Origin of the sequence: Halomonas salipaludis (assembly GCF_002286975.1) — a bacterium.
Taxonomy (GTDB): Bacteria; Pseudomonadota; Gammaproteobacteria; order Pseudomonadales; family Halomonadaceae; genus Franzmannia; species Franzmannia salipaludis.
The window spans coordinates 66,708-86,523 of record NZ_NSKB01000012.1; the positions used below are offsets into that span (position 1 = coordinate 66,708).

The window sequence follows — 19,816 nt, forward strand, 5'->3', positions numbered from 1 at the left end:
CGCCGATCAGTGCCGCCAGCGTTGCCAGCCGATCATCAGCAGATGCACCGGCAGGTAGACCGCCAGCGGCCACAGCAGGGTAAGCAGGAACAGGTAGAGCAGCGGGTCGAGGGTCTCCTGGGTCTGGCCGAAGGGGCCGTGGACCCAGTTGATATTGCGCTCGGCCTCGGTGAACAGATAGGTCAGCGGCACCACGACCCAGGTCAGCAAGGTCTGCCACAGCAGCGCGCGGCGCGCATAGCCGAGCTTGGCCACGCCGATACCCGCCACCAGCGGCAGCACCACATGATAGAGCGACATGGCCCGCGCCATGGGCGGATGCTCGGGGTCGAACATGTACTCGGTGCCACCGATGGGGTGGACGCCGGTGAGTGCCGCGGTGGCAACGTCGAAGCTCCACAGGCCACCGACCAGCGCCACCGCCAGCCACTGCATCGACATCAGGGTGCGGTGCTCGGCCCACAGCGCCACCAGCAACAGGAAGCTCGCCACATTGCACAGCCAGAAGAAGTTCTGCGCACCGAGCAGCACCACGTAGCTCGGCGCCCAGATCAGGATCCATAGCGTAAAGGCCAGCTTGAGCCAGCGCGGCACCACTGCCGGTGGATAATCGACCATGACCGTCTCCTTGTCGGTGCACTGCCATCACTCTAGCAGTTCAGGGCAGCTCGCTATCACCACTGCCAATGCCGTGGCGCTTGAGCTTGTTGGCAATGGTGGTATGCGACACCCCGAGCCGCTTGCCGAGCTGGCGGCTCGAGGGGTACTGCGGATAAAGCGCGGCGAGCACGCGCTTCTCCACCTCGCCGAGAATCTCGCCCAGCCCGCCGTCGAGGTCGATACCGGCCAGGCCCGGTGCCTGGCCGACGTCCGGAAGGCGCAGGTGCTGCGGCTCGATGGTCGCCTGTTCGCACAGCGACACCGCCTGGAACAGCACGTTCTCGAGCTGGCGCACGTTACCCGGCCAGTGGTAGCTGGAGAGCCTGGCCAGCGCCGCCGGCGTCAGCTGCGGTAGCGGGCAGCCGATCTGGCGCGCGGCGCGGTCGAGGAAGTGCCCTGCCAGTTCGTCGATGCCGTCGAGGCAGTCGCGCAGCGGCGGCACCTGCAGCGACAACACGTTGAGCCGGTGGTAGAGGTCGTGGCGGAACAGCCCCTCGGCACATAGCTGCGGCAGGTCCTGCTGGGTGGCACAGATCACCCGTACGTCGAGGTAGGTCTCCTCGTCGCTGCCCACACGGCGAAAGCCGCCGTCCTGCAGGAAACGCAGCAGCTTGACCTGTAGCCGCGGGCTCATCTCGCCCACCTCGTCGAGGAAGATGGTGCCGCCGGCGGTGAGCTCGAGCAGCCCCAGCTTGCCCTCGGGGCGCGCGCCCTCGAAGGCGCCCGGGGCGTAGCCGAATAGCTCGGTCTCGGCCATCGACTCGGGCAGGCCGGCACAGTTCAACGCCATGAACGGCGCCTGGCCGCGCGGGCTGGCCAGGTGGCAAGCCCGCGCCAGCAGCTCCTTGCCGGTGCCGGTTTCGCCCTCGATCAGCAGCGGCGCGTCCAGCGGCGCCATGCGCCGCGCCTCGCGAATCAGCTCGGCGAGCCGTGGGCTGGCCTGAAAGATCGCCTCGAAGCCGCGCAGCTCCTGGCGCTGTACCTGGTAGATGCGTTCGCCGATGCGATCGGCGCGATGCAGGGTCACCACCGCGCCGGCCAGCGACGCCACGTCATCGTCGTTCTCGCTGTGCAGCGGCGCGATGTCGGCCAGGTAGGTGGCCTCCTTGAGCTTGAGGCGCAGGCCGTTGACGCGGGCATTGTTGCGGCGGATCAGTTCGGGCAGGTCGAAATCCGGCAAGTAGCGGTCCAGCGACAGCCCCGGCACTTCGTCGACGCGGACCCCGAGCATCTGCCCCGCGGCGCGGTTGGCGGCGACGATGCGCCCTTCCATGTCGATCGACATCACCGGATCGGAGAGCGACGACAGCAGCGCATCGAGCTCCAGGTGGCGCCGTTCGCTGGGCATCAGGTTGACGCGCTTGACGCTGAATACCCCGGGGATGGTTTCCAGGGTCGGCCTGAGCGTCGCCAGCTGGGCATTGAGCAGCCGCGGCAGAAACAGATAGATGGTATTGCCGTGATCACCGCCGACCTCGCCGCGCGCCACGTTGACGCCATAGTCGGCGAAGCGGGAGACGATGTCGCGCAGGATGCCGATACGGTTCTGGCAGTGGATCTTGAGACGCATGCAGGGTCCTCGAGCACCATCGCGGATGCCGCTAACGTTAGCGTCAAGCGGCCGTGACTCTGCTGTCAAGCTAGCGTGACAGCTGGCCACCACTCAAGGCGCTGAGGTCGTTAATCTGTGCTTGCGCGTCGGTCGAATGCGACTTTCCGTAACGTTTTCTTGCCATCTCCGGCGACACGGCCAGTTTATTTCGTCCAGAACCTCCTACCCGCATGACAGCGCAGCGCCGACACTGAAGTGAATTCCCATGCTCGACAATAACCACAAGCTTCAGGGAGAGCCTGCCCATGACCGCACACAAGACCGCCAAGGCGAGCAAGTACCAGGCCCGCATGCCCGATGAGCGCGGCCATATCCGCTACAGCGACCAGGATCACGCCACCTGGCAGACGCTGGTCGAGCGCCAGACGGCGATCATCGACGGCCGCGTCTGCCAGGCCTACCTCGACGGCCTCGAGCGCCTGGCACTGCCCCATGATCGCATCCCCCAGCTGGCCGAAGTGGATCGGGTGCTGGAAGCCGCCACCGGCTGGCGCACCGCCCAGGTGCCGGCGCTGATTCCGTTCGATACCTTCTTCGAGCTGCTCGCCAGCCGCCGCTTCCCGGTGGCAACCTTCATCCGTGCCCCGGAGGAGCTCGACTACCTGCAGGAGCCGGACATCTTCCACGAGATCTTCGGCCACTGCCCGATGCTCACCAATCCTGACTTCGCCGAGTTCACCGCCACCTATGGCAAGCTGGGCCTGGCCGCCACGCCCAAGCAGCGGGTCTACCTGGCGCGACTCTACTGGCTGACCGTGGAGTTCGGCCTGGTCGATACACCCCAGGGGCGGCGCATCTACGGCGGCGGTATCATCTCTTCGCCCAAGGAGACCTTCCACGCTCTCTCCGAGGCACCCGAGCACCACCCCTTCGATCCCGTGGATGCGCTGCGTACGCCCTACCGCATCGATATCCTGCAGCCGCTCTACTACGTGCTTGACGATCTGCATACCCTGCACGACCTTTCACGGCAGGACATCATGGCCATGGTCGAGCAGGCCATGACGCTCGGCCTGTTCGAGCCCAAGTTTCCGCCTAAGGCGGCCTGAGGCGCACGGCGTGCCGCGCGAGACCTTTTCAGACCGTTACGGTCTCATCTATCACTATTCAGCCAATCAGGAGACCCCATGAGCGATCTATCACAACAGCAGTGCGAAGCCTGCAGCTGGGACGCCCCCCACGTCACCGAGGCCGAGATCAGTGAGTATCGCCAGGCCATTCCCGAGTGGCAGATCGTGGAGCGCGATGGCATCATGCAGTTGGAGCGCGTGTTCACGTTCCGCAACTTCAAGCAGGCCCTGGCGTTCACCAATCGCGTAGGCGAGATCGCCGAGGCAGCCGGCCACCACCCGGCGCTCCTGACCGAATGGGGCAAGGTCACCGTGACTTGGTGGTCGCATGAGATGAAGGGCCTGCACAAGAACGATTTCATTCTTGCCGCCAGAACCGACGAGGTAGCCGAGTAAATGTTCGAGCCGATTCAGCGGGTCCCCGGGGATGCCATCCTCGGATTGATCGAGGCCTTCAACCAGGACACCAACCCCAACAAGGTCGACCTCGGGGTCGGTGTCTATCGTGATGCCAAGGGCAACACGCCGGTGATGCGGGCCGTCAAACAAGCCGAGGCGCTGCTGCTCGACAACCAGACCACCAAGACCTATATCGGCTCTCACGGTGATCCACGCTACGGCCAGGTAATCCAGCCGCTGATCTTCGGCGCCGACTCAGCGGTGCTCGAGGCACGCCGCGCCAGCGTCACCCAGTCGCCGGGCGGCACCGGCGCACTGCGCCTGGCCGCCGACTTCATCAACACCCAGTTGCCCGGCAAGGGCATCTGGGTCAGCGACCCGACCTGGCCCAACCATCAGGGCATCTTCCAGGCCGCCGGCCTCAAGCTCAGCAAGTATCCCTACGTGGACGCTGACAATCGCCTCGACTTCGACGGCATGCTGGCGGCGATCAAGCAGATCCCGGTGGGCGACGTAGTAGTGCTGCACGCCTGCTGCCACAACCCGTCCGGCTTCGATCTCTCCCAGGCCCAGTGGCGCGAGGTGCTCGAGGTGGTCAAGGAGCGCGAGCTGCTGCCGCTGATCGACTTCGCCTACCAGGGCTTTGGCGACGGCCTCGACGAGGACGCCTTCGGCGTGCGGCTGTTCGCCGAGAACCTCGATGAGCTGCTGATCACCAGCTCCTGCTCGAAGAACTTCGGCATCTACAGCGAGCGTACCGGCGCGCTGATCGCGGTAGCCAAGAACACCGAGCAGATGGAGAACGTGCGCTCCCAGATGGCCATCGTGGCCCGCGAGAACTACTCCAACCCGCCCTCCCACGGCGGCGCGGTGGTCACCGAAATTCTCGAGTCGGCGGAGCTCGCCGCCGTCTGGCGCGAGGAGCTCAGCGAGATGCGCAACCGCATCAACGGCCTGCGCCAGGACTTCGTCGCCGCGCTCAAGCCTTACGGCCTCGACGCCAAGTACGCCTGCATCGCCGAGCAGCGCGGCATGTTCTCCTACACCGGCCTGACTCCCACCCAGGTCGACCGCCTACGCGATGAGTTCGGCATCTACATGGTGCGCTCCGGGCGCGCCAACGTGGCCGGTTTCTCTACCGAGAACCTCGACTACCTGGCCAAGGCGATCGCCGCGGTCAACTGAGTCAGCCCCTCGCCACCGCTCCATCCAGCGCCCGGGTTCTCCCCGGGCGCTTTGCCGTGTGGTCCCTGCGTTGACGGCATCACTTGACCATTCAGTCAGGCAGGGCGACACTGCCGTCAGCCTTGTATACAAATTAAACAACCCGTGAGGCGCCATCATGGCCACCACCGCTGTGCACTACCCTTGGTACAAGAAGGAGGATACCGACGCCTTCTTCGCACTGTTCCAGAACAACATCGCCAACTTCGTGATCATCGCCCTGACCATGCTCGGCATGGGCTTTCCTGCCGGTATCGTGTTCGGTCAGGTGCTGCCCGGCGCCGCCGTGGCGGTGATGGTGGGCAACTTCTACTACGCCTGGAGCGCGGCACGCCTGGCGCGCAAGGAGAATCGTGCCGACGTCACCGCGCTCTCCTACGGCATCTCCACGCCGGTGATGTTCGTGTTCCTGTTCGGCGTACTGCTGCCCGCCATGCAGCTCACCGGCGACGCCGACCTGGCCTGGAAGATCGCCGTGGCGGCCTGTTTCATCAGCGGTGCCATCGAGGCGCTGGTCAGCCTGATAGGCCGTTGGGTACAACGTCATCTGCCGCGGGCGGCCATGCTCGGCGCCGTGGCCGGCGTGGCGCTGACCTTCATCGCCGGCGAGATGCTGTTCAAGACCCTGGAGATACCGGTGATCGGCCTGCTGGTGATGGCGATCATCATCGTCGGCCTGATCGGCCGGATCAGCATGCCGTTTCGGATTCCCACCTCGCTGTTCGCCATCGTCATTGGCACCGCGCTTGCCTACCTGATCGGTGCCACCGAGGACGGCCAGTTCAGCGACGCCTTCACCCATCTCGGCTTCTACCCGCTGCTGCCGACCCTGGCCTGGTTCGAGGGCCTGGGGCTGCTGTTCACCAGCATGCTGGCGGTACTCACCGTGGTGCTGCCGATCACCCTCTACAACGCCATCGAGACCATGAACAACGTCGAGGCCATGGAAGCCGCCGGCGACAAATACGACGTCCGCGAATGCCAGGCAGTGGACGGCGCCGGCACCATGATCGGCGCGCTGTTCGGCGGCGTTTTCCCGACCACGGTGTATATCGCCACCGTCGGCGCCAAGTGGATGGGTGCCGGGCGCGGCTATAGCATCCTCAACGGCGCGGTCTACGCCGTGGCTACCATGTTCGGCCTGATCGCCATGCTGGCGGCGATCATTCCGGTCTCGGTGGTGGCACCGATCCTGGTGTTCGTCGGCATGTCGATGATCGCCACTGCCTTCCAGACCAACGACACCCGCTACTACCCGGCGGTGGCGCTGGCGATGCTGCCCTACTTCGCCAACTATGTGATGACCCGCTTCAACAACGCCGCCGGCGAAGTGGTCACCGATATCTCCACCGCCATCGTGGCGCTGGGCCAGGGGGCGATGTTCACCGCCATCCTGCTCGGCGCCATGACCGTGTCGGTGATCGACCAGCAGTTCCGGCGTGCCGCCGTGTTCGCGCTGTTCGCCGCCGGTTTCTCCTATATCGGCCTGATGCACGCCCCGCGCCTGGCCTTCAACGCCGCCCCGGACTTCGCCCTCGGCTACCTGGTCATGGCGCTGTTCTTCGGCTTCTACGCCCTACAGGGCGTCCGGCGAGAACGCCCGCTGCCGGCCGGCGACTGATGCCTTGAAAGCAACGGGCCCCGTCCACTGGACGGGGCCCGCTGGCATTCAGCCTTGGCGGGTGATCCGATAGAGCTGCCAGGCCAGCAACCCTGCCAGCAGGTTACCCAGCGCTGCCCCCATCGCCAGTCCCGTCAGGCCACCGGCCAGCATGCCCAGCCACAGGCAGGGCAGATAGCATATGAATAGCCGAGCGGCGGACATCAGCATGGCGCGCAGCGGCCAACCCAGGGCATTGCCCGCCGACACCACGATCATGCACAGCCCGAGCAGCGCATAGCTGGGCAGCAGGAAGCGGATCAGCAGGGCCAGGTCGTCGCGAATTTCGGGATTGCCCGACAGCCCCTGTGCCACCCACGGCGCAGCCGCGGCCATGACGAGCCCCAGCAGCAGCTGCCAGGCCACCACTGCCTTGGCGGCAAGCCGCATCAGGCGACGTATCTGTGCCCAGTCGCCGGCGCCGTAGCAGCGCCCCAGCCAGGGTGGCAGCGACATGGTCAGCGCCAGCACCAGCATCAGCGACAGGGTCTCGAGGCGGCTGGCGAGCCCCCAAGCCGCTACCGCGGTTTCGCCCAGCTGCGAGACCACCGAGATCGCCAGCATCGCCGCCAGCGGCGGCATCAGCTGACTGACCATGGCGGGGCCGGCGATACCGGCGAACGGCAGCGCCGAACGGCGTGCCTCGAGCAACAGGCCGCTGCGCCCCAGCCAGTCGGCGCGGCGCAGTCGCGGCCATAGAATCAGTCCGCCACTGCCAAAGGCGACCACCGTGGCCCAGGCGGCACCGGGTAGCCCCAGGCCAGCCCAAGGGCCGACGCCAAAAATCAACAAGGGGTCAAGCAGCAGGTTGATCAGGCTGGTGATGACCATCAACTTGCCCGGCAGCCGGGTATCGCCATGGGCGCGACACAGGCTATAGCCGAAATAAAGCACCGCACCGAACCAGGCCGCCAGCAGCTGCGGGCCCCAGTAGTCGCGGATTAGCGCCAGGCTCTCGGGGCCGGCCCCGAGGCGGCTGAAGATGGCCTGCTGGGCCAGCCAGAGGGTGATCGCCAGCAGGCCGATCACCAGCCCGCCCAGGCCCAGCACCAGGCTACCCAAGCGCCTGGCACGCCGCGCTTCCCCGGCACCCAGCGCACGCGATATCAGCGCGGCGATGGCGATGCCCAGGCCGACCTGAATGCCGATGATCAGGAACGTCAACGGAAAGGTATAGGATTGGGCTGCCAGCGGCGCAGTGCCCAGGCGGGCGATAAAGGCGCTGTCGACCAGTTGAAAACCCAGCAGCGCCAGCACGCCGATGGCCATCGGCCAGGTTTGGCGCCAGAGTTGAACGGCGAGCGGCAGTGAGGAAGAGGTGGCGGCGGACACGGGCACTCCAGTCGATCGGGGCGCCTAGTCTACTCGATCTCGCCAGCGGCTTGGCAGCCGGCTCAGCTAACGATGCGCGGCTGCTGACCGACCAGGCCGGTCAGCAGCCGGGTAGTATCGGCGGCACTCATCGGCTTGAAGAAGTAATAGCCCTGCACCAGGTCGCACTTCATCTCGCGTACCAGCTCGAGCTGCTCTTCATTCTCCACTCCCTCGGCGATCACCTCGAGCCCCAGCCGATGACCGATGAACACCGCCGCGGCCATTATCGCGCGGTCGCTGGGATCCTTGGGTGCGTCGCGCACGAAACTGCGATCGATCTTCAGCGAGGTGACCGGAAACAGCTTCAGGTAGCTGAGCGACGAGTAGCCGGTGCCAAAATCGTCGATGGCGATCTTCATGCCGCGGTGATAGAGGCCGCGCAGGGTGTTGAGAATGTGCTCCTCGGCCTCGATCAGCACGTTCTCGGTCAGCTCGATGCCGATATCCAGGGGCGTCAGGTCGAATTCGCTCATGCAGGCTTCGAGATGCTTGAAGGTGTTGGCCATGGCCAGCTGCTTGCCGGAGAGATTGATATCGACCCGTGCACCGCCCAAGCCTCGTCGTTTCCACTCGGCCTGTTGCCGACACGCTTCGCGGATCACCCACTCGCCGATCCGGTGAATCAGCTGCGAGCGCTCGGCGACCGGAATGAACTCCGCTGGTGAAATGGCCCCGCCCTCCTTGGGGAACCAGCGCAGCAACGCTTCGAGGTTCTCGATACGCCCACTCATGGCGCTGACCTGGGGCTGGTAGTGAAGCACCAGCTCGTTGTCGGCCAGAGCCAGCTGCAGCCGCTCCGCCAGGCGATGCTGGTGCAGCAGCTCATCGTGAATCTTCTGGTTGAAGAACCAGCAGCGGTTGGGCGCCGACAGCTTGGCACGGTTCTTGGCGGCGTCCGCATTGTGAATCAGCTCACGGGCATTGGCGCCGTTATCCGGGAACAGGCTGACCCCCAGGCTGGCGGTGACATGCACTTCACGGCCATCGAGCAGGAACGGCCGCGTGAAGCTGTCGAGCACCTTCTCCACCAGCTGTAGCACGTCGTTACTTTCACGCAGGTGCGGAAAGGCCAGCACGAACTCGTCGCTGCCGAACCGAGACAGTAGATCCGAGCCACGCTGACAGTAGCGCAGCCGTTTGGACACCATCGACAGCAGCAGGTCACCCTGTTCATAGCCCTTGGCATCGTTGATCTCGGCGAAGCGGTCGAGATCGACGAACAGCACTGCCAGATATTCACCGTGGCGCTCTGCCGTGACGATGAACTCTTCCAGCTCGCGCTCGAAGGTATGTCGGTTGGGAAGCTGGGTCAGGGCATCGTAGCGGGTCACGTACTCGAGCTCTCGACGCGCTTCCTTCTGTTCGGAGAGATCGACATCGACGCAGAACATCAGCGGATCATCGCTGTGCTCGGCCAGCATCAAATGCTGGGAGAAGACCGCCACCGGCATCCCGGCTTTGTTCTTGAGCTCGAGCTCGGCGGCAGGAATCTCGATGCCCTTCTCGATCCAGGCATGATGCGCCGCAATCACGCTATCACGCATGTAGCCGGGAATGATCAGGTCTTCCAGCAACTGGCCTCGCGCCTCTGCTGGCAGGTAACCATAAAGCTTGGTGCTCGCGTCGTTCCAGTAGATCACCCGGCGACAGCTGTCATAGCCCTGCACGGCCACCTTGGGCAGGCTTTCGAGCAGCGCACGAAAGCGCAGCTCGCTTTCATTGTGGCGCTGCTCGGCCAGCGCCAGAGCACTCAGCTCGTCATCGGCCGCCACTTGGCCCAGGCCCGCACTCGTTGTCGCTGCCTCAACCGCCATGGCACCCGCCTCATGGCGATCGGCCCGGTATTGGCGACGCCGTCCGAACCACCACCCACCGGCCATCGCCGCGGCCAGCCAAAGGCTCAACGGTATCAGCAGCCAGGCACCGGATGCCGGACCGACCAGCAACAACACTGCCCCCAGCAACGCCAGTAGCAGCACCAGGCTAAGTAATAGGCCGCTGCGCGATCGTTGTCGCTTATACAAGATGTGCTCCCCTGCAGCGCCACCCGAATATCCCCGCGAGTGAGCGCATCAATTTCATGAGCCAATCTTACATGGCTTCGCCTCCTGGCGCAGCGGGCAGCAACCCTGCAGCCCCGTCCTCCGTCGATGAGTTCGCCCATTACACACCGGCTGACTGACCTAATAGTAGCCACCTATCCGCGATATGACGAAATTTCTACACAGAGCACGTTTTATTGACATTATTTTTCATTTGTTTTCATTCTGTTTCGTGTAGTACCCAATCCACGCCGAGTCATCCGGACTTCGGCCTCGATTAAGAAAGGAAAAGACCATGAAACAGGAAAGCCTCAAGCACGGTTACGACGTAACCAGCATGCCCTTTGACTTTGCTCGCAGCTACTGGGAGCCCAAGGTGCACAGCGAACTGGCCGAGCAACACTGGAGCGCCACCGACGTGCGCGCGCAGATCGACCTGCCGGCCTGGCAGGGCTATCTCGCCGACCTGCCCCGCGACCCCTATGTCAACCAGCGCTGGAAGCGCATGGACTGGCTGATGCTCAACGATCGCGACGAAGTCGAGGTCATGGGCGACTGCCCGATGGCACAGGGCGGGTTGTTCAATGATGCGGATAGCATGGCCGACGTGCTGCGCTACTATCCCAGTTTGGAAACGTCCTTCATCGAACGCAGCGACGTCAAGGCGTTCGTCAAGGCGTGGGCCAAGCTGTGGGGGATCGGCGCTCGTGAGCCGATCCTGATGCAGATCACCGGCATGCGCGGCAGCGAACCGCTGGACCCGCTGCAGGGCCAGGGTATCCACTCCGATGGCTGCAAGTACCTGAGCATCATGGTGGTGAGCCGCGACAACGTCAGCGGGGCCAACAGCCTGCTGTTCGCCGACAAGGCCGGTACACAGCCGCTCACCAAGCAGGTTCTGGCACCTGGTGACGTGCTGCATATCCGCGACGACAAGCTGTTCCACGGCGCCGACGGTATGACTCAGGATGATCGTGACAAGCCCTATGAGCGCTTCATCATCATCATCAACAGTCGCTTCGTCGATGCCTTCCAGAACAAGATGCTGCGTCGTCACTTCCCGGATGCGGTGCTCAACGAAGGTCACTGACCGCTAATCCGTTAGCCAGGAAGACTCCCCGCGCTTAACCATCCCAAAGCCGGTGCACGCCTCGTGCGTGTACCGGCTTCTTGGTTGCCGTCCCGGCACAAGGCGCCGGGAGCGAACGATGGTGTACCGCAACACCCCAGAATGGGATTACTGACGGATGCCTTCGAAAGTGACGTAGAGCTCGAGCTCATGCATCGATTCGGGGAAATCACTCATATCGATGCCGTAGTCTTCCAGGGTCAACATGGTCGAACCCTCGAAGCCGGCACGGTAGGAGCCCCACGGGTCTTCGCCCTCCCCCATCAGCGTCACCGGCATCTCGATCTCGCGGGTTTCGCCCTTGAGCGTCAGCTCGCCGGTCAACACGCCCTCGCCGTCGTCACCCGGTTCGAAGCCGGTGGTAACGAAGCTCGCCTCGGGGTACTGGTCGGCGTCGAGGAAGTCGTCGCTGAGAATGTGACGATCGCGCTCTGCATGGTTGGTATCCAAGCTGGTCACATCGACGTCGAGGGAAACGCTCGAGGCCTCGAGGTCGTCCGGGTCATAGCTGAACTCACCGCTGAAATCGCGGAACGTGCCGAGGATATAGGAGTAGCCGAGATGATTGATCTTGAACTGCACGAAGGCGTGCTGGCCCTCGATGTCGATCACATAGTCATCGGCCTGGGCCTGACTCAGCGGCACCAGGGCGGCGGCGCCGATGGCGGTCAGCAGTGCGGTCTTCTTCAACATTCCAATGTCTCCGTTGCGTCGTTGCCCGCTCACTTGGCGGGAAGCTTGGGTTGACCGGCCCGTGGGCGCAGCATGCGCACCAGGGTATCGTGCCGGTCGATGAAGTGATGCTTGAAGGCAGCCAGGGCGTGCCCCGTGGCGAGGATCATCAGTGCCAGCGCGCTGTACCAGTGCACATTCCCCGCCACACTCGCCTGGTTGGGCAGGCCATGCACGATCGCTGGCGCCTCGAACCAGCCGAACACGCTGATGCCGCGGCCGTTGGCGGTCGAGATCATGTAACCACTGATCAGCACCACCAGCAGCAGCACATACAACAGGATGTGCCCGGCGTGGGCCGCTACGCGCTCGAGGCGATGGCCTTGTGCATGCGGCGTAGGCTGGATGAGCCGCCAGGCGACTCGCAACAGCGTTGCCAGCAGCAGCAGCACGCCTAGTGAGCGATGCCACCAAGGGCCCAAGTTGTACCAGTTATCGAAATAGCTGAGCCCGGTCATCCACCAGCCCAAGGCGAACAGACCGATGATGACTACGGCACTTAGCCAGTGCAGCAGGATGGCCACCAGGCCCCAGCCCTTCGTGGTATTGCGCCACATAGTTACGGTCCCATGTAATAAACCGAATATTCCTGACGGTAGCCTAGTGGCTTTGCCGCAGTGGCGCAGCGCCAGCGCGGGAAATGCATCGTTCACGTTAGAGAAACGGTCGCCTCAGCGAGCTTGTAGCTGTTCCAGCAGCAGCGTCGCGGTGGGAGCACTCGAGGCCGGGTTCTGGCCGGTGACCAGCAGGCCGTCATTGACCTGATAGGGAGCGAAATCATCCACGCTACGCAGGTAGTCGCCACCCAGCCGCTTGAGCTCGTCCTCGAGCAAGTGCGGCACCACCTCACTCAGACCGACGGCCTGCTCTTCGCTATTGGCGAATCCCGTGACCCGCTTGCCCTTGACCAGCGGCTCGCCATTGGCGGCCTTGGCCTTGAGCAATACCGTAGGTGCGTGGCATACCGCGCCCACCGGCTTGCCGGCAGCGACGAAGGCCTCGATCAACCTCAGCGAATCGGCGTTGTCGGTCAGGTCCCATAGTGGGCCGTGGCCGCCGGGGTAGAAGATGGCATCGTAATCGGCGGCGTTGACCGTATCCAGGCGCAGGGTGCTGGCCAGCTGGGCCTTGGCGTCGTGGTCCGACTCGAAGCGGCGGGTCTCCGCGGTAAGGGCGTCCTCCTGGGTGGAGTTGGGATCTACCGGCGGCTGGCCGCCCTTGGGCGAGGCTAGGGTGACCTCGGCACCGGCGTCCTTGAAGACATAGTAGGGAGCGGCAAACTCCTCGAGCCAGAAGCCGGTCTTGTGACCGCTATCACCCATGGCGTCGTGCGAGGTCAGTACCATCAAAATCTTCATCGTTACCCTCCGGGAACGCGTGTCGGCATGCCCTGAATAGATGGCGACGCTCGGCCAAGGTTCAACCCCGCGGCCAATAACCTCGCAGATCGCTCAGCGACCGCTAGGCGATGCCAGCAGTTGCTGAGTCTGCCAGGCGATCATTTGCGCCTCGTCGGTGGCCAATACCCATAGCCCGATGGTGCTCTTGGCGCCGGCAATCGAGGTCGCGTGAGCGCGGTTCGCGGCCGTATCCAGGTGCGCGCCCAGCCAGTCACAGCCGTCGACGATGGCGGCGCGGACCGTGTCGGCACGTTCACCGATCCCGGCAGTGAACACCAAGTGGTCGAGTCCGCCAAGCGCTGCCACCAAACTGCCGATCTCACGTACGATACGATACACGAACAGCTCGACGGCGAGCTGTGCCGCCGGCTCACTGCTGGCCAGTAGCTGGCGCATATCGGCGCTGATACCGGAGACACCCAGCAGTCCGGCCTCGCGGTACAGCAGTCGCTCTACCTCAGCGGCACTCATGCCGCACTGCTGAATCAAGTGCAGCACCAGGCCAGGGTCGAGACTGCCGCTGCGGGTGCCCATCATCAGTCCATCCAGTGCGGTAAACCCCATGCTCGAGGCCACGCTTCGCCCCCAGGCGATAGCACATAAGCTCGCCCCGCTGCCGAGGTGAGCAATGACCACCCGATCTCCGGGCTGCCCGCCCAGCTCCTCGCTGAGCCGTCGGCTGACATAGTCGTAGCTGAGGCCGTGGAAACCGTAGCGGCGCATACCCTCGTCGTGAAACCGCTGCGGCAGCGCAAAGCGCTGGGCCAGCGCCGGCTGCCCGGCGTGAAAGGCGGTATCGAAGCAGGCGACTTGCGGCAGGTCGGGACAGCGCTCGGCCAGCGCGCTTACCGGCGCCAGGCAGTAGGGTTGATGCAGCGGCGCCAGTGGCGTCAGCGCCTCGAGCGCTGCCAGAGTTTCTGTATCGATACGGGTCGCCTCACAGTAGTGCACGCCACCGTGGACGATGCGATGCCCCACCGCGGCAAGACGCTGCCAGCCAATCTCGGCCTCCAGCCAGTCGAGCAGATAGGCCAGGGCCGCCTGCTGTTGAGCGTCATCGCCGTCGCCGTCAAGGGTCAGCGAATGCTCCTGGCGCGGCCGCCCAGGGTCGGCGTCGAGCTGCCAGCGCGGCGCGGCACCAAGCCCGCTGATCTGCCCGCTCAGCGCGCAGGGCATTGCCTCAGGCGCGCTCGCGGCGGCCGCCTCGAAGAGCGCGAACTTGAGGCTCGACGAGCCGCTGTTGAACACCAGCACCAGGCTCATGTCGGCTCCGCCTGGCGCTGATGGCGCGCCACCAGCAGTGCCAGGGCACAGGAAGCGAGCCGGGTGATGGCATCGTCGGCGCGGCTGGTCAGCACGATCGGCACCTGCGCGCCCATCACCAGGCCGGCACCGCTGGCATCGGCCAGGTGGGTCAACTGCTTCATCAGCATGTTGGCGGCCTCCAGGTCGGGAGCTACCAGGATATCCGCGCGCCCGGCCACCGTCGAGTCGATGCCCTTGGTCCTGGCGGCGTCTTCCGAGATGGCGTTGTCGAAGGCCAGCGGCCCATCGAGCAGCCCGCCGCTGATCTGCCCGCGCTCGGCCATCTTGCACAGCGCCGCGGCATCCAGGGTCGAGGCCAGGCGTGGATTGATCGTCTCCACCGCCGATAGCAACGCTACCTTTGGCAACTCGATATCGACCGCGTGGGCCAGCTCGATGGCGTTCTGCACGATATCGCGCTTGACCTCGAGACCCGGGGCGATGTTGATTGCCGCGTCGGTGATGAACAGCGGCCGCGGATAGGTGGGCACGTCGAAGGCCATCACATGGCTTAGCCGCCGCCCGGTGCGCAGGCCCGAATTGCGCGAGACCACCGCCTGCAGCAGCTCCTCGGTGTGCAGAGCGCCCTTCATGAGAGCATTGGCACGCCCCTCCCGGACCAGCGCCACGGCCTGTTCGGCGGCGGCGTGGCTGTGCTGCGTGGCGATCAACTCGAAGCCATCGATATCGATCTCTGCCGCCTCGGCAGCAGCCCGGATGCGCGCTTCCGGGCCCACCAGCAGCGGGATGATGAAGCCTTTGCTAGCGGCCTCCCAGGCACCTTTGATCGAGACCTCGTCGACCGGGTGCACCACCGCCATGGTCAGCGGATCAGTATGCTCGGCGGCATTCAACAGCTCATGCAGGTGGCCCCGCTCTGCCAGCCGCAGCTGCGGCATCACGGTGCGCCGCCGGCGTACCTTCTCGCGCGGCGCCACCACCTCGGCTTCGCCTTCGATGACGCTCTCGCCCTTCTGGTTGGCGCAGCGGCAGTCGAAGGTGATGCGCGAGCTTCGTGCGTCCTTGTCGCGCACCTTGACGCTGACGGTGAGCACGTCACCGAGCCGCACCGGCGCCAAAAATCGCAGCGACTGCCCGACATAAATAGTGCCAGGCCCCGGCAGTTCGGTACCCAGCACAGTGGAGATCAGCGCTCCCCCCCACATGCCGTGGGCGATCACCTCCTGGAAACGCGAGCTCTTGGCATAGTCCTCATCGACGTGAGCAGGATTGATGTCGCCGGACATGATGGCGAACAGCTTGATGTCTTCGAGGGTCAGGCGCTTGTGGATAGAGGCGCTGTCGCCGATCTGGATCTCGTCGAAGGTGCGATTCTCGATATCGTCGTCGCGGGGTGCTTGCGCGTCGCTCATGGTCATGCCCTGATATGGTGGCCGGCATCCACGTAGAGCGTGGTGCCGGTCAGCGCGGCGCCGGCCGCAGACGCAAGATAGACCACCGACTGGCCGACTTCATCGACACTGGCCAGGCGCCGCAGCGGTGAGCGCGTCTCGCCGTCGTGGACGAGGGCATCGAAATCCTTGAGGCCGGACGCGGCACGGGTACGGATCGCCCCCGGCGACACCGCATTCACACGAATCCCGGCCGGCCCCAGCTCGGCGGCCAGGTAGCGGGTCGCCGACTCCAGCGCGGCCTTCACCGGCCCCATCAGGTTGTAGTTGTCGACCACCTTGTCCGCGCCGTAGTAGGACATGCAGATCAGGCTGCCGCCGTCGCGCATCAGTGGCTCGGCCAGCCGCGCCATGCGGATGAAGGAGTGGCAGGAGAGATCCATGGCCAGCGCAAAGCCATCGCGGGAGCAGTCCACCACGCGGCCATGCAGATCCTCCAGCGGCGCATAGGCGATGGAGTGCACCACGAAGTCGAGCCGCCCCCAGCGCTCGACGGCCCGCCTGAACAGCGCCTCGAGCTGGGCATCGTCCTGAACGTCGCAGCAGTAGAGCTCGGGCTCGCCAAGCTCCGCGGCCAGCGGTGCAACGAAGCGCTCGGCCTTGAGCGAGGCATAGCTGACGATCTGTTCGGCACCCGCCTTGTGACAGGCTTGCGCACAACCGTAGGCGATGCTGTCGCGATTGGCCAGGCCGGTGACGATGCCGACCTTGCCCTCCAGGGAAAACGCGTGGCCCATCTCGACCCTCTCCTTGTCAGTGGCAGTCCGGTAGCGGCAGGCGGAGCACCTTTGCTGCCGCACTGCAGCATAGACTAGCGTAAGATGCCCCACCGTGCAGGTTGCGCGACTGCCCGAGCTGCATCTGCATGCCCAGACCAACCCGCTGGTACTCAGCGACGCGCGCTGACAGCACTGCTCAACGAACGGCTGTAGCGCTCAGAGGGTACCGCCTATCTCGATATGAAAGCCCAGGTCGATCACCCGCTGGGTGATCGGCGTGCCCTGGATGCGCGCCAGCAGCTCGCGGGCGGCGGTCTCGCCGATCGCCTCACGGGGGGTGAGCACGCTGGCCAGGCGCGGTGCCATGACTTGGCCGACGTCGTGGCCATGAAAGCCGGCGATGGCGACTCGCTCGGGCACCGCCACGCCGCGCCGCAGACACTCGAAGTAGGCTCCCACCGCGACGTCGTCGTTGGTGCAGAACAGTGCGTCGGTATCAGGGTGCTCGGCCAGTAGCTCGGCCATCTGCGCCGCCCCGACGCTGTAGGAGGAGCGCATCGAGGTATACAGCGTCAGCGGCGTCAGGCCGTGCTCACTCATCGCCTGGCTATAGCCCTGCTCGCGCTGGCGGGTACGTTCGTCGAGGCGCACCGCCAGGTAGACGATATGCCGGCGACCGCGACGAATCATCTCGCTGACCATGGCATGGGCAGCGGCCACGTTGTCGTAGCCCACCGCTTGGTGAAACGGCGCCAGGTGGGTATCCATGATCTCGACGCTGGGGATCCCAGCGGTCTCGAGCATGCGGCAGGTGCGTCGCGTGTGCAGGCTGTCGGAGAGGATCACCCCGTCGACATTGTAGGAGAGCAGCGAGGCCAGGCTGCGCTCCTCGAGTTCCGGGCTGTAACCGTAATGGGATAGCATCAGATGATAGCCGGCCGGCTCGGTGGTCACCTCGATGCCCTTGATCACGTCGGCGAAGACCTGGTTGGTCAGCGACGGCACCATCACGCCGATGGCCCGACTGGTCGCCTTGGAGAGGATATCCGGCGCGCGGTTGGGTATGTAGCCAAGCTCCTCAGCAACCGAGAAGATATGCTCGCGAAGCCCTTCGGAGACCGTCTGCGGGTCACGCAGACAGCGGCTGACGGTCATCTTGGTCGCCCCGACGCGGTCGGCGATATCCTGGAGTGTTGGTCGTTTTTTCTTCACGAAGCCCTGAGCGTCAGCGGTGAGTGGCGAAAATCGTCACTCACCTTAGCCAATGTGCAGGCAGAAATCATGCCCTCCGCGGCGTACTCACGAGCCACGCTGCGGCGCGTTCAATGATCGACTCGGGCGGCTCGCTGACCGCCACACTGAGCGCTTCTTCCGGTACCGGTGGCTCGAGATCGGCCAACTGGCTGTCGAGCATGCCATCCCCCTTGAAGAAGTGTCCTTCACGCCCGGTGAGGCGTTTGCGCAGCAGCGCCCGGCTCCCTTGCAAGTAAACAATCGCCAGCTTAGGGTCGCCGCTCCGCAGAATATCGCGATAGCGCAGCTTTAGCGCCGAACACCCAACTACCACCGAGCGGTCGGCGTGACGATAATCGGCAAACACGTCTGCAAGAGTCATCAACCAGCCCCGACGATCATCGTCATCGAGCGGCGTGCCGCGCGCCATCTTGGCAATATTGGCCGCCGGGTGATGATCATCGCCGTCGATGAAATCGGCATCCAGACGCTCCGCCAGCAAGCGTCCAACGTGGGACTTTCCCGAGCCCGAAACCCCCATGACCAGAATACGATACGACGTCATTACACAACGTTCCTGTCTCAATTGCCGCCCACGGCGGTGAGGTTAGGCAGCCAGGTCACCAGGCCGGGGAAGGCGATCAGGATCACCGCCATGATCAGCAGGGTGGCGTAGTAGGGCAGCATCGCCCGCACCAGCTGCTCCATGGTCACCTTGCCCACCCCGCAGCCGACGTACAGGCAGGTGCCCACCGGCGGGGTCAGCAGGCCGATGCCGAGAATGAACGCCATCAGCACGCCGAAGTAGACCGGGTCGATGCCCACCGAGGTGACGATCGGCGTCAGCATCGGCGCCATGATCACCATCGCCGGGGTCAGGTCCATCACGAAACCCACCAGCAGCAGCAGGCCGGCGACGATCAACAGCAGCCAGAACGGCTCCTGGGTGATCGCCTGCACCTGGGTCACCAGGGTCTGCGGCACCATGTTGATGGTCAGGAACCAGGCGATCACCGTGGCGAAGGCCAGCAGCAGCAACACCATGCCGGTCAGCCGTGCGGTGCGGATCAGCATGCCCCACAGCTCGCGGACGTGGAACTCGCGGTAGACCAGCAGCGAGATGACCAGCGAGTAGAGCAGCGCGGCGACCGCCGCCTCGGTGGCGGTAAAGATGCCGCCGATGATGCCGCCGATCACGATCACCGGCAGCACCAGGGCCAGCCAGGCGGCCTTGAACGCCTGCCACAGGAGGTCGAGGCGGAACTTGCGGGTCTGCCCGGCGCCGCCGAAGCTGGCCATGATGAAGGTGGTGACCATCAGCCCGATGCCGATCATCACCCCGGGCACGATGCCGGCGATGAACAGCCGGCTGATCGAGGTCTCGGTGACGATGCCGTAGAGGATCAGCGGGATCGACGGCGGGATGATGATGCCGATCACCGAGGAGACGGTGTTGATCGCGGTGGCCTGGGGTGCCGAGTAGCCCTGCTGCTTCATCGACGGGATCATCATCGAGCCGGTGGCGGCGGTATCGGCCACCGCCGAGCCGCTGATGCCGCCGAAGAACATCGAGCCGGTGATCGCCACCTGGCCAAGCCCGCCACGGATGAAGCCGACCAGCGCGCCGGCCAGCTCCATCAGCCGCCGGGCGATGCCGCCGGCACTCATCACCTCGCCGACCAGGATGAAGAATGGAATCGCCAGCAGCGGGAAGTTGTTGACCCCGCGTATCGACTGTTCGATGAGGATCGACAGCGGGATATCCGAGATCACCGCCATGACCACCGCGGCGATGCCCAGGCCAAAGGCGATCGGCAGCCCCAGCGCGAGGGAGGCGAACAGGAT

The 19,816-nt window shown here is 64.7% G+C and carries 18 protein-coding genes; 5 read left to right on the plus strand and 13 right to left on the minus strand.

Features of this window, described 5'->3' with window-relative positions; translation table 11 throughout:
• Window positions 1-6: 6 nt before the first annotated feature.
• Window positions 7-618, minus strand: a complete 612-nt coding sequence (locus CK498_RS23530) for a hypothetical protein (protein WP_095623283.1) — start codon at window positions 616-618, stop codon at window positions 7-9.
• A 40-nt stretch (window positions 619-658) separates the two neighbouring features.
• Window positions 659-2,230 (minus strand): sigma-54-dependent transcriptional regulator, encoded by a 1,572-nt coding sequence (locus tag CK498_RS23535; RefSeq protein WP_095623284.1) that lies wholly within the window; start codon window positions 2,228-2,230, stop codon window positions 659-661.
• A 287-nt stretch (window positions 2,231-2,517) separates the two neighbouring features.
• On the opposite strand from CK498_RS23535, the gene phhA reads away from it, so the two are divergent.
• From phhA to CK498_RS23555, 4 genes are all read left to right on the plus strand, one after another.
• Window positions 2,518-3,321 (plus strand): phenylalanine 4-monooxygenase, encoded by an 804-nt coding sequence (phhA, locus tag CK498_RS23540; RefSeq protein ID WP_095623285.1) that lies wholly within the window; start codon window positions 2,518-2,520, stop codon window positions 3,319-3,321.
• A gap of 78 nt (window positions 3,322-3,399) precedes the next feature.
• A complete protein-coding gene (locus tag CK498_RS23545) occupies window positions 3,400-3,738 on the plus strand; it encodes a 4a-hydroxytetrahydrobiopterin dehydratase (RefSeq protein ID WP_095623286.1) in 339 nt (112 codons plus the stop codon).
• Complete coding sequence (locus tag CK498_RS23550; RefSeq protein ID WP_095623287.1) at window positions 3,739-4,926, plus strand: amino acid aminotransferase; 1,188 nt, start codon at window positions 3,739-3,741, stop codon at window positions 4,924-4,926. It abuts the gene before it with no gap.
• Window positions 4,927-5,083: 157 nt separating this feature from the next.
• Window positions 5,084-6,586, plus strand: a complete 1,503-nt coding sequence (locus CK498_RS23555) for a uracil permease (RefSeq protein ID WP_095623288.1) — start codon at window positions 5,084-5,086, stop codon at window positions 6,584-6,586.
• A 48-nt stretch (window positions 6,587-6,634) separates the two neighbouring features.
• Here the strand turns inward: CK498_RS23555 and CK498_RS23560 are convergent, their stop codons facing one another.
• Window positions 6,635-7,894 (minus strand): MATE family efflux transporter, encoded by a 1,260-nt coding sequence (locus tag CK498_RS23560; RefSeq protein WP_095623303.1) that lies wholly within the window; start codon window positions 7,892-7,894, stop codon window positions 6,635-6,637.
• 125 nt (window positions 7,895-8,019) lie between these two features.
• Window positions 8,020-10,023, minus strand: a complete 2,004-nt coding sequence (locus CK498_RS23565) for a putative bifunctional diguanylate cyclase/phosphodiesterase (protein WP_324615587.1) — start codon at window positions 10,021-10,023, stop codon at window positions 8,020-8,022.
• Window positions 10,024-10,336: 313 nt separating this feature from the next.
• Here CK498_RS23565 and CK498_RS23570 point away from each other — a divergent pair, with 313 nt between their 5' ends.
• Window positions 10,337-11,131 carry a 2OG-Fe dioxygenase family protein gene (locus tag CK498_RS23570; protein WP_095623289.1) on the plus strand — a complete coding sequence of 265 codons (795 nt, stop codon included), beginning with the start codon at window positions 10,337-10,339 and terminating at the stop codon, window positions 11,129-11,131.
• Between the two features lie 147 nt (window positions 11,132-11,278).
• On the opposite strand, the gene CK498_RS23575 is transcribed toward CK498_RS23570, so the two are convergent.
• The 9 genes from CK498_RS23575 to CK498_RS23615 all read right to left on the minus strand — a co-directional run.
• Window positions 11,279-11,863, minus strand: coding sequence for a YceI family protein (locus CK498_RS23575; protein ID WP_095623290.1), 585 nt, complete (start codon window positions 11,861-11,863; stop codon window positions 11,279-11,281).
• Window positions 11,864-11,892: 29 nt separating this feature from the next.
• A complete protein-coding gene (locus CK498_RS23580; RefSeq protein WP_095623291.1) occupies window positions 11,893-12,459 on the minus strand; it encodes a cytochrome b in 567 nt (188 codons plus the stop codon).
• 114 nt (window positions 12,460-12,573) lie between these two features.
• Window positions 12,574-13,260 (minus strand): type 1 glutamine amidotransferase domain-containing protein, encoded by a 687-nt coding sequence (locus tag CK498_RS23585; protein WP_095623292.1) that lies wholly within the window; start codon window positions 13,258-13,260, stop codon window positions 12,574-12,576.
• Between the two features lie 93 nt (window positions 13,261-13,353).
• Window positions 13,354-14,565, minus strand: a complete 1,212-nt coding sequence (locus tag CK498_RS23590; protein ID WP_095623293.1) for an acetate/propionate family kinase — start codon at window positions 14,563-14,565, stop codon at window positions 13,354-13,356.
• A complete protein-coding gene (locus tag CK498_RS23595) occupies window positions 14,562-15,980 on the minus strand; it encodes a bifunctional enoyl-CoA hydratase/phosphate acetyltransferase (RefSeq protein WP_229359197.1) in 1,419 nt (472 codons plus the stop codon). Before CK498_RS23595 ends, CK498_RS23590 begins: the two co-directional genes overlap by 4 nt.
• A 2-nt stretch (window positions 15,981-15,982) precedes the next feature.
• A complete protein-coding gene (gene fabI / locus CK498_RS23600; RefSeq protein ID WP_095623295.1) occupies window positions 15,983-16,756 on the minus strand; it encodes an enoyl-ACP reductase FabI in 774 nt (257 codons plus the stop codon).
• 198 nt (window positions 16,757-16,954) lie between these two features.
• Window positions 16,955-17,950, minus strand: a complete 996-nt coding sequence (gene gntR, locus CK498_RS23605; protein ID WP_095623296.1) for a gluconate operon transcriptional repressor GntR — start codon at window positions 17,948-17,950, stop codon at window positions 16,955-16,957.
• A gap of 67 nt (window positions 17,951-18,017) precedes the next feature.
• Window positions 18,018-18,536: a gluconokinase gene (locus CK498_RS23610; protein ID WP_229359199.1), complete on the minus strand. Its 519-nt coding sequence runs from the start codon at window positions 18,534-18,536 to the stop codon at window positions 18,018-18,020.
• 17 nt (window positions 18,537-18,553) lie between these two features.
• Window positions 18,554-19,816, minus strand: a 1,263-nt coding sequence (locus CK498_RS23615; RefSeq protein WP_229359200.1) for a TRAP transporter large permease, incomplete at its 5' end; no start/stop codon positions are given.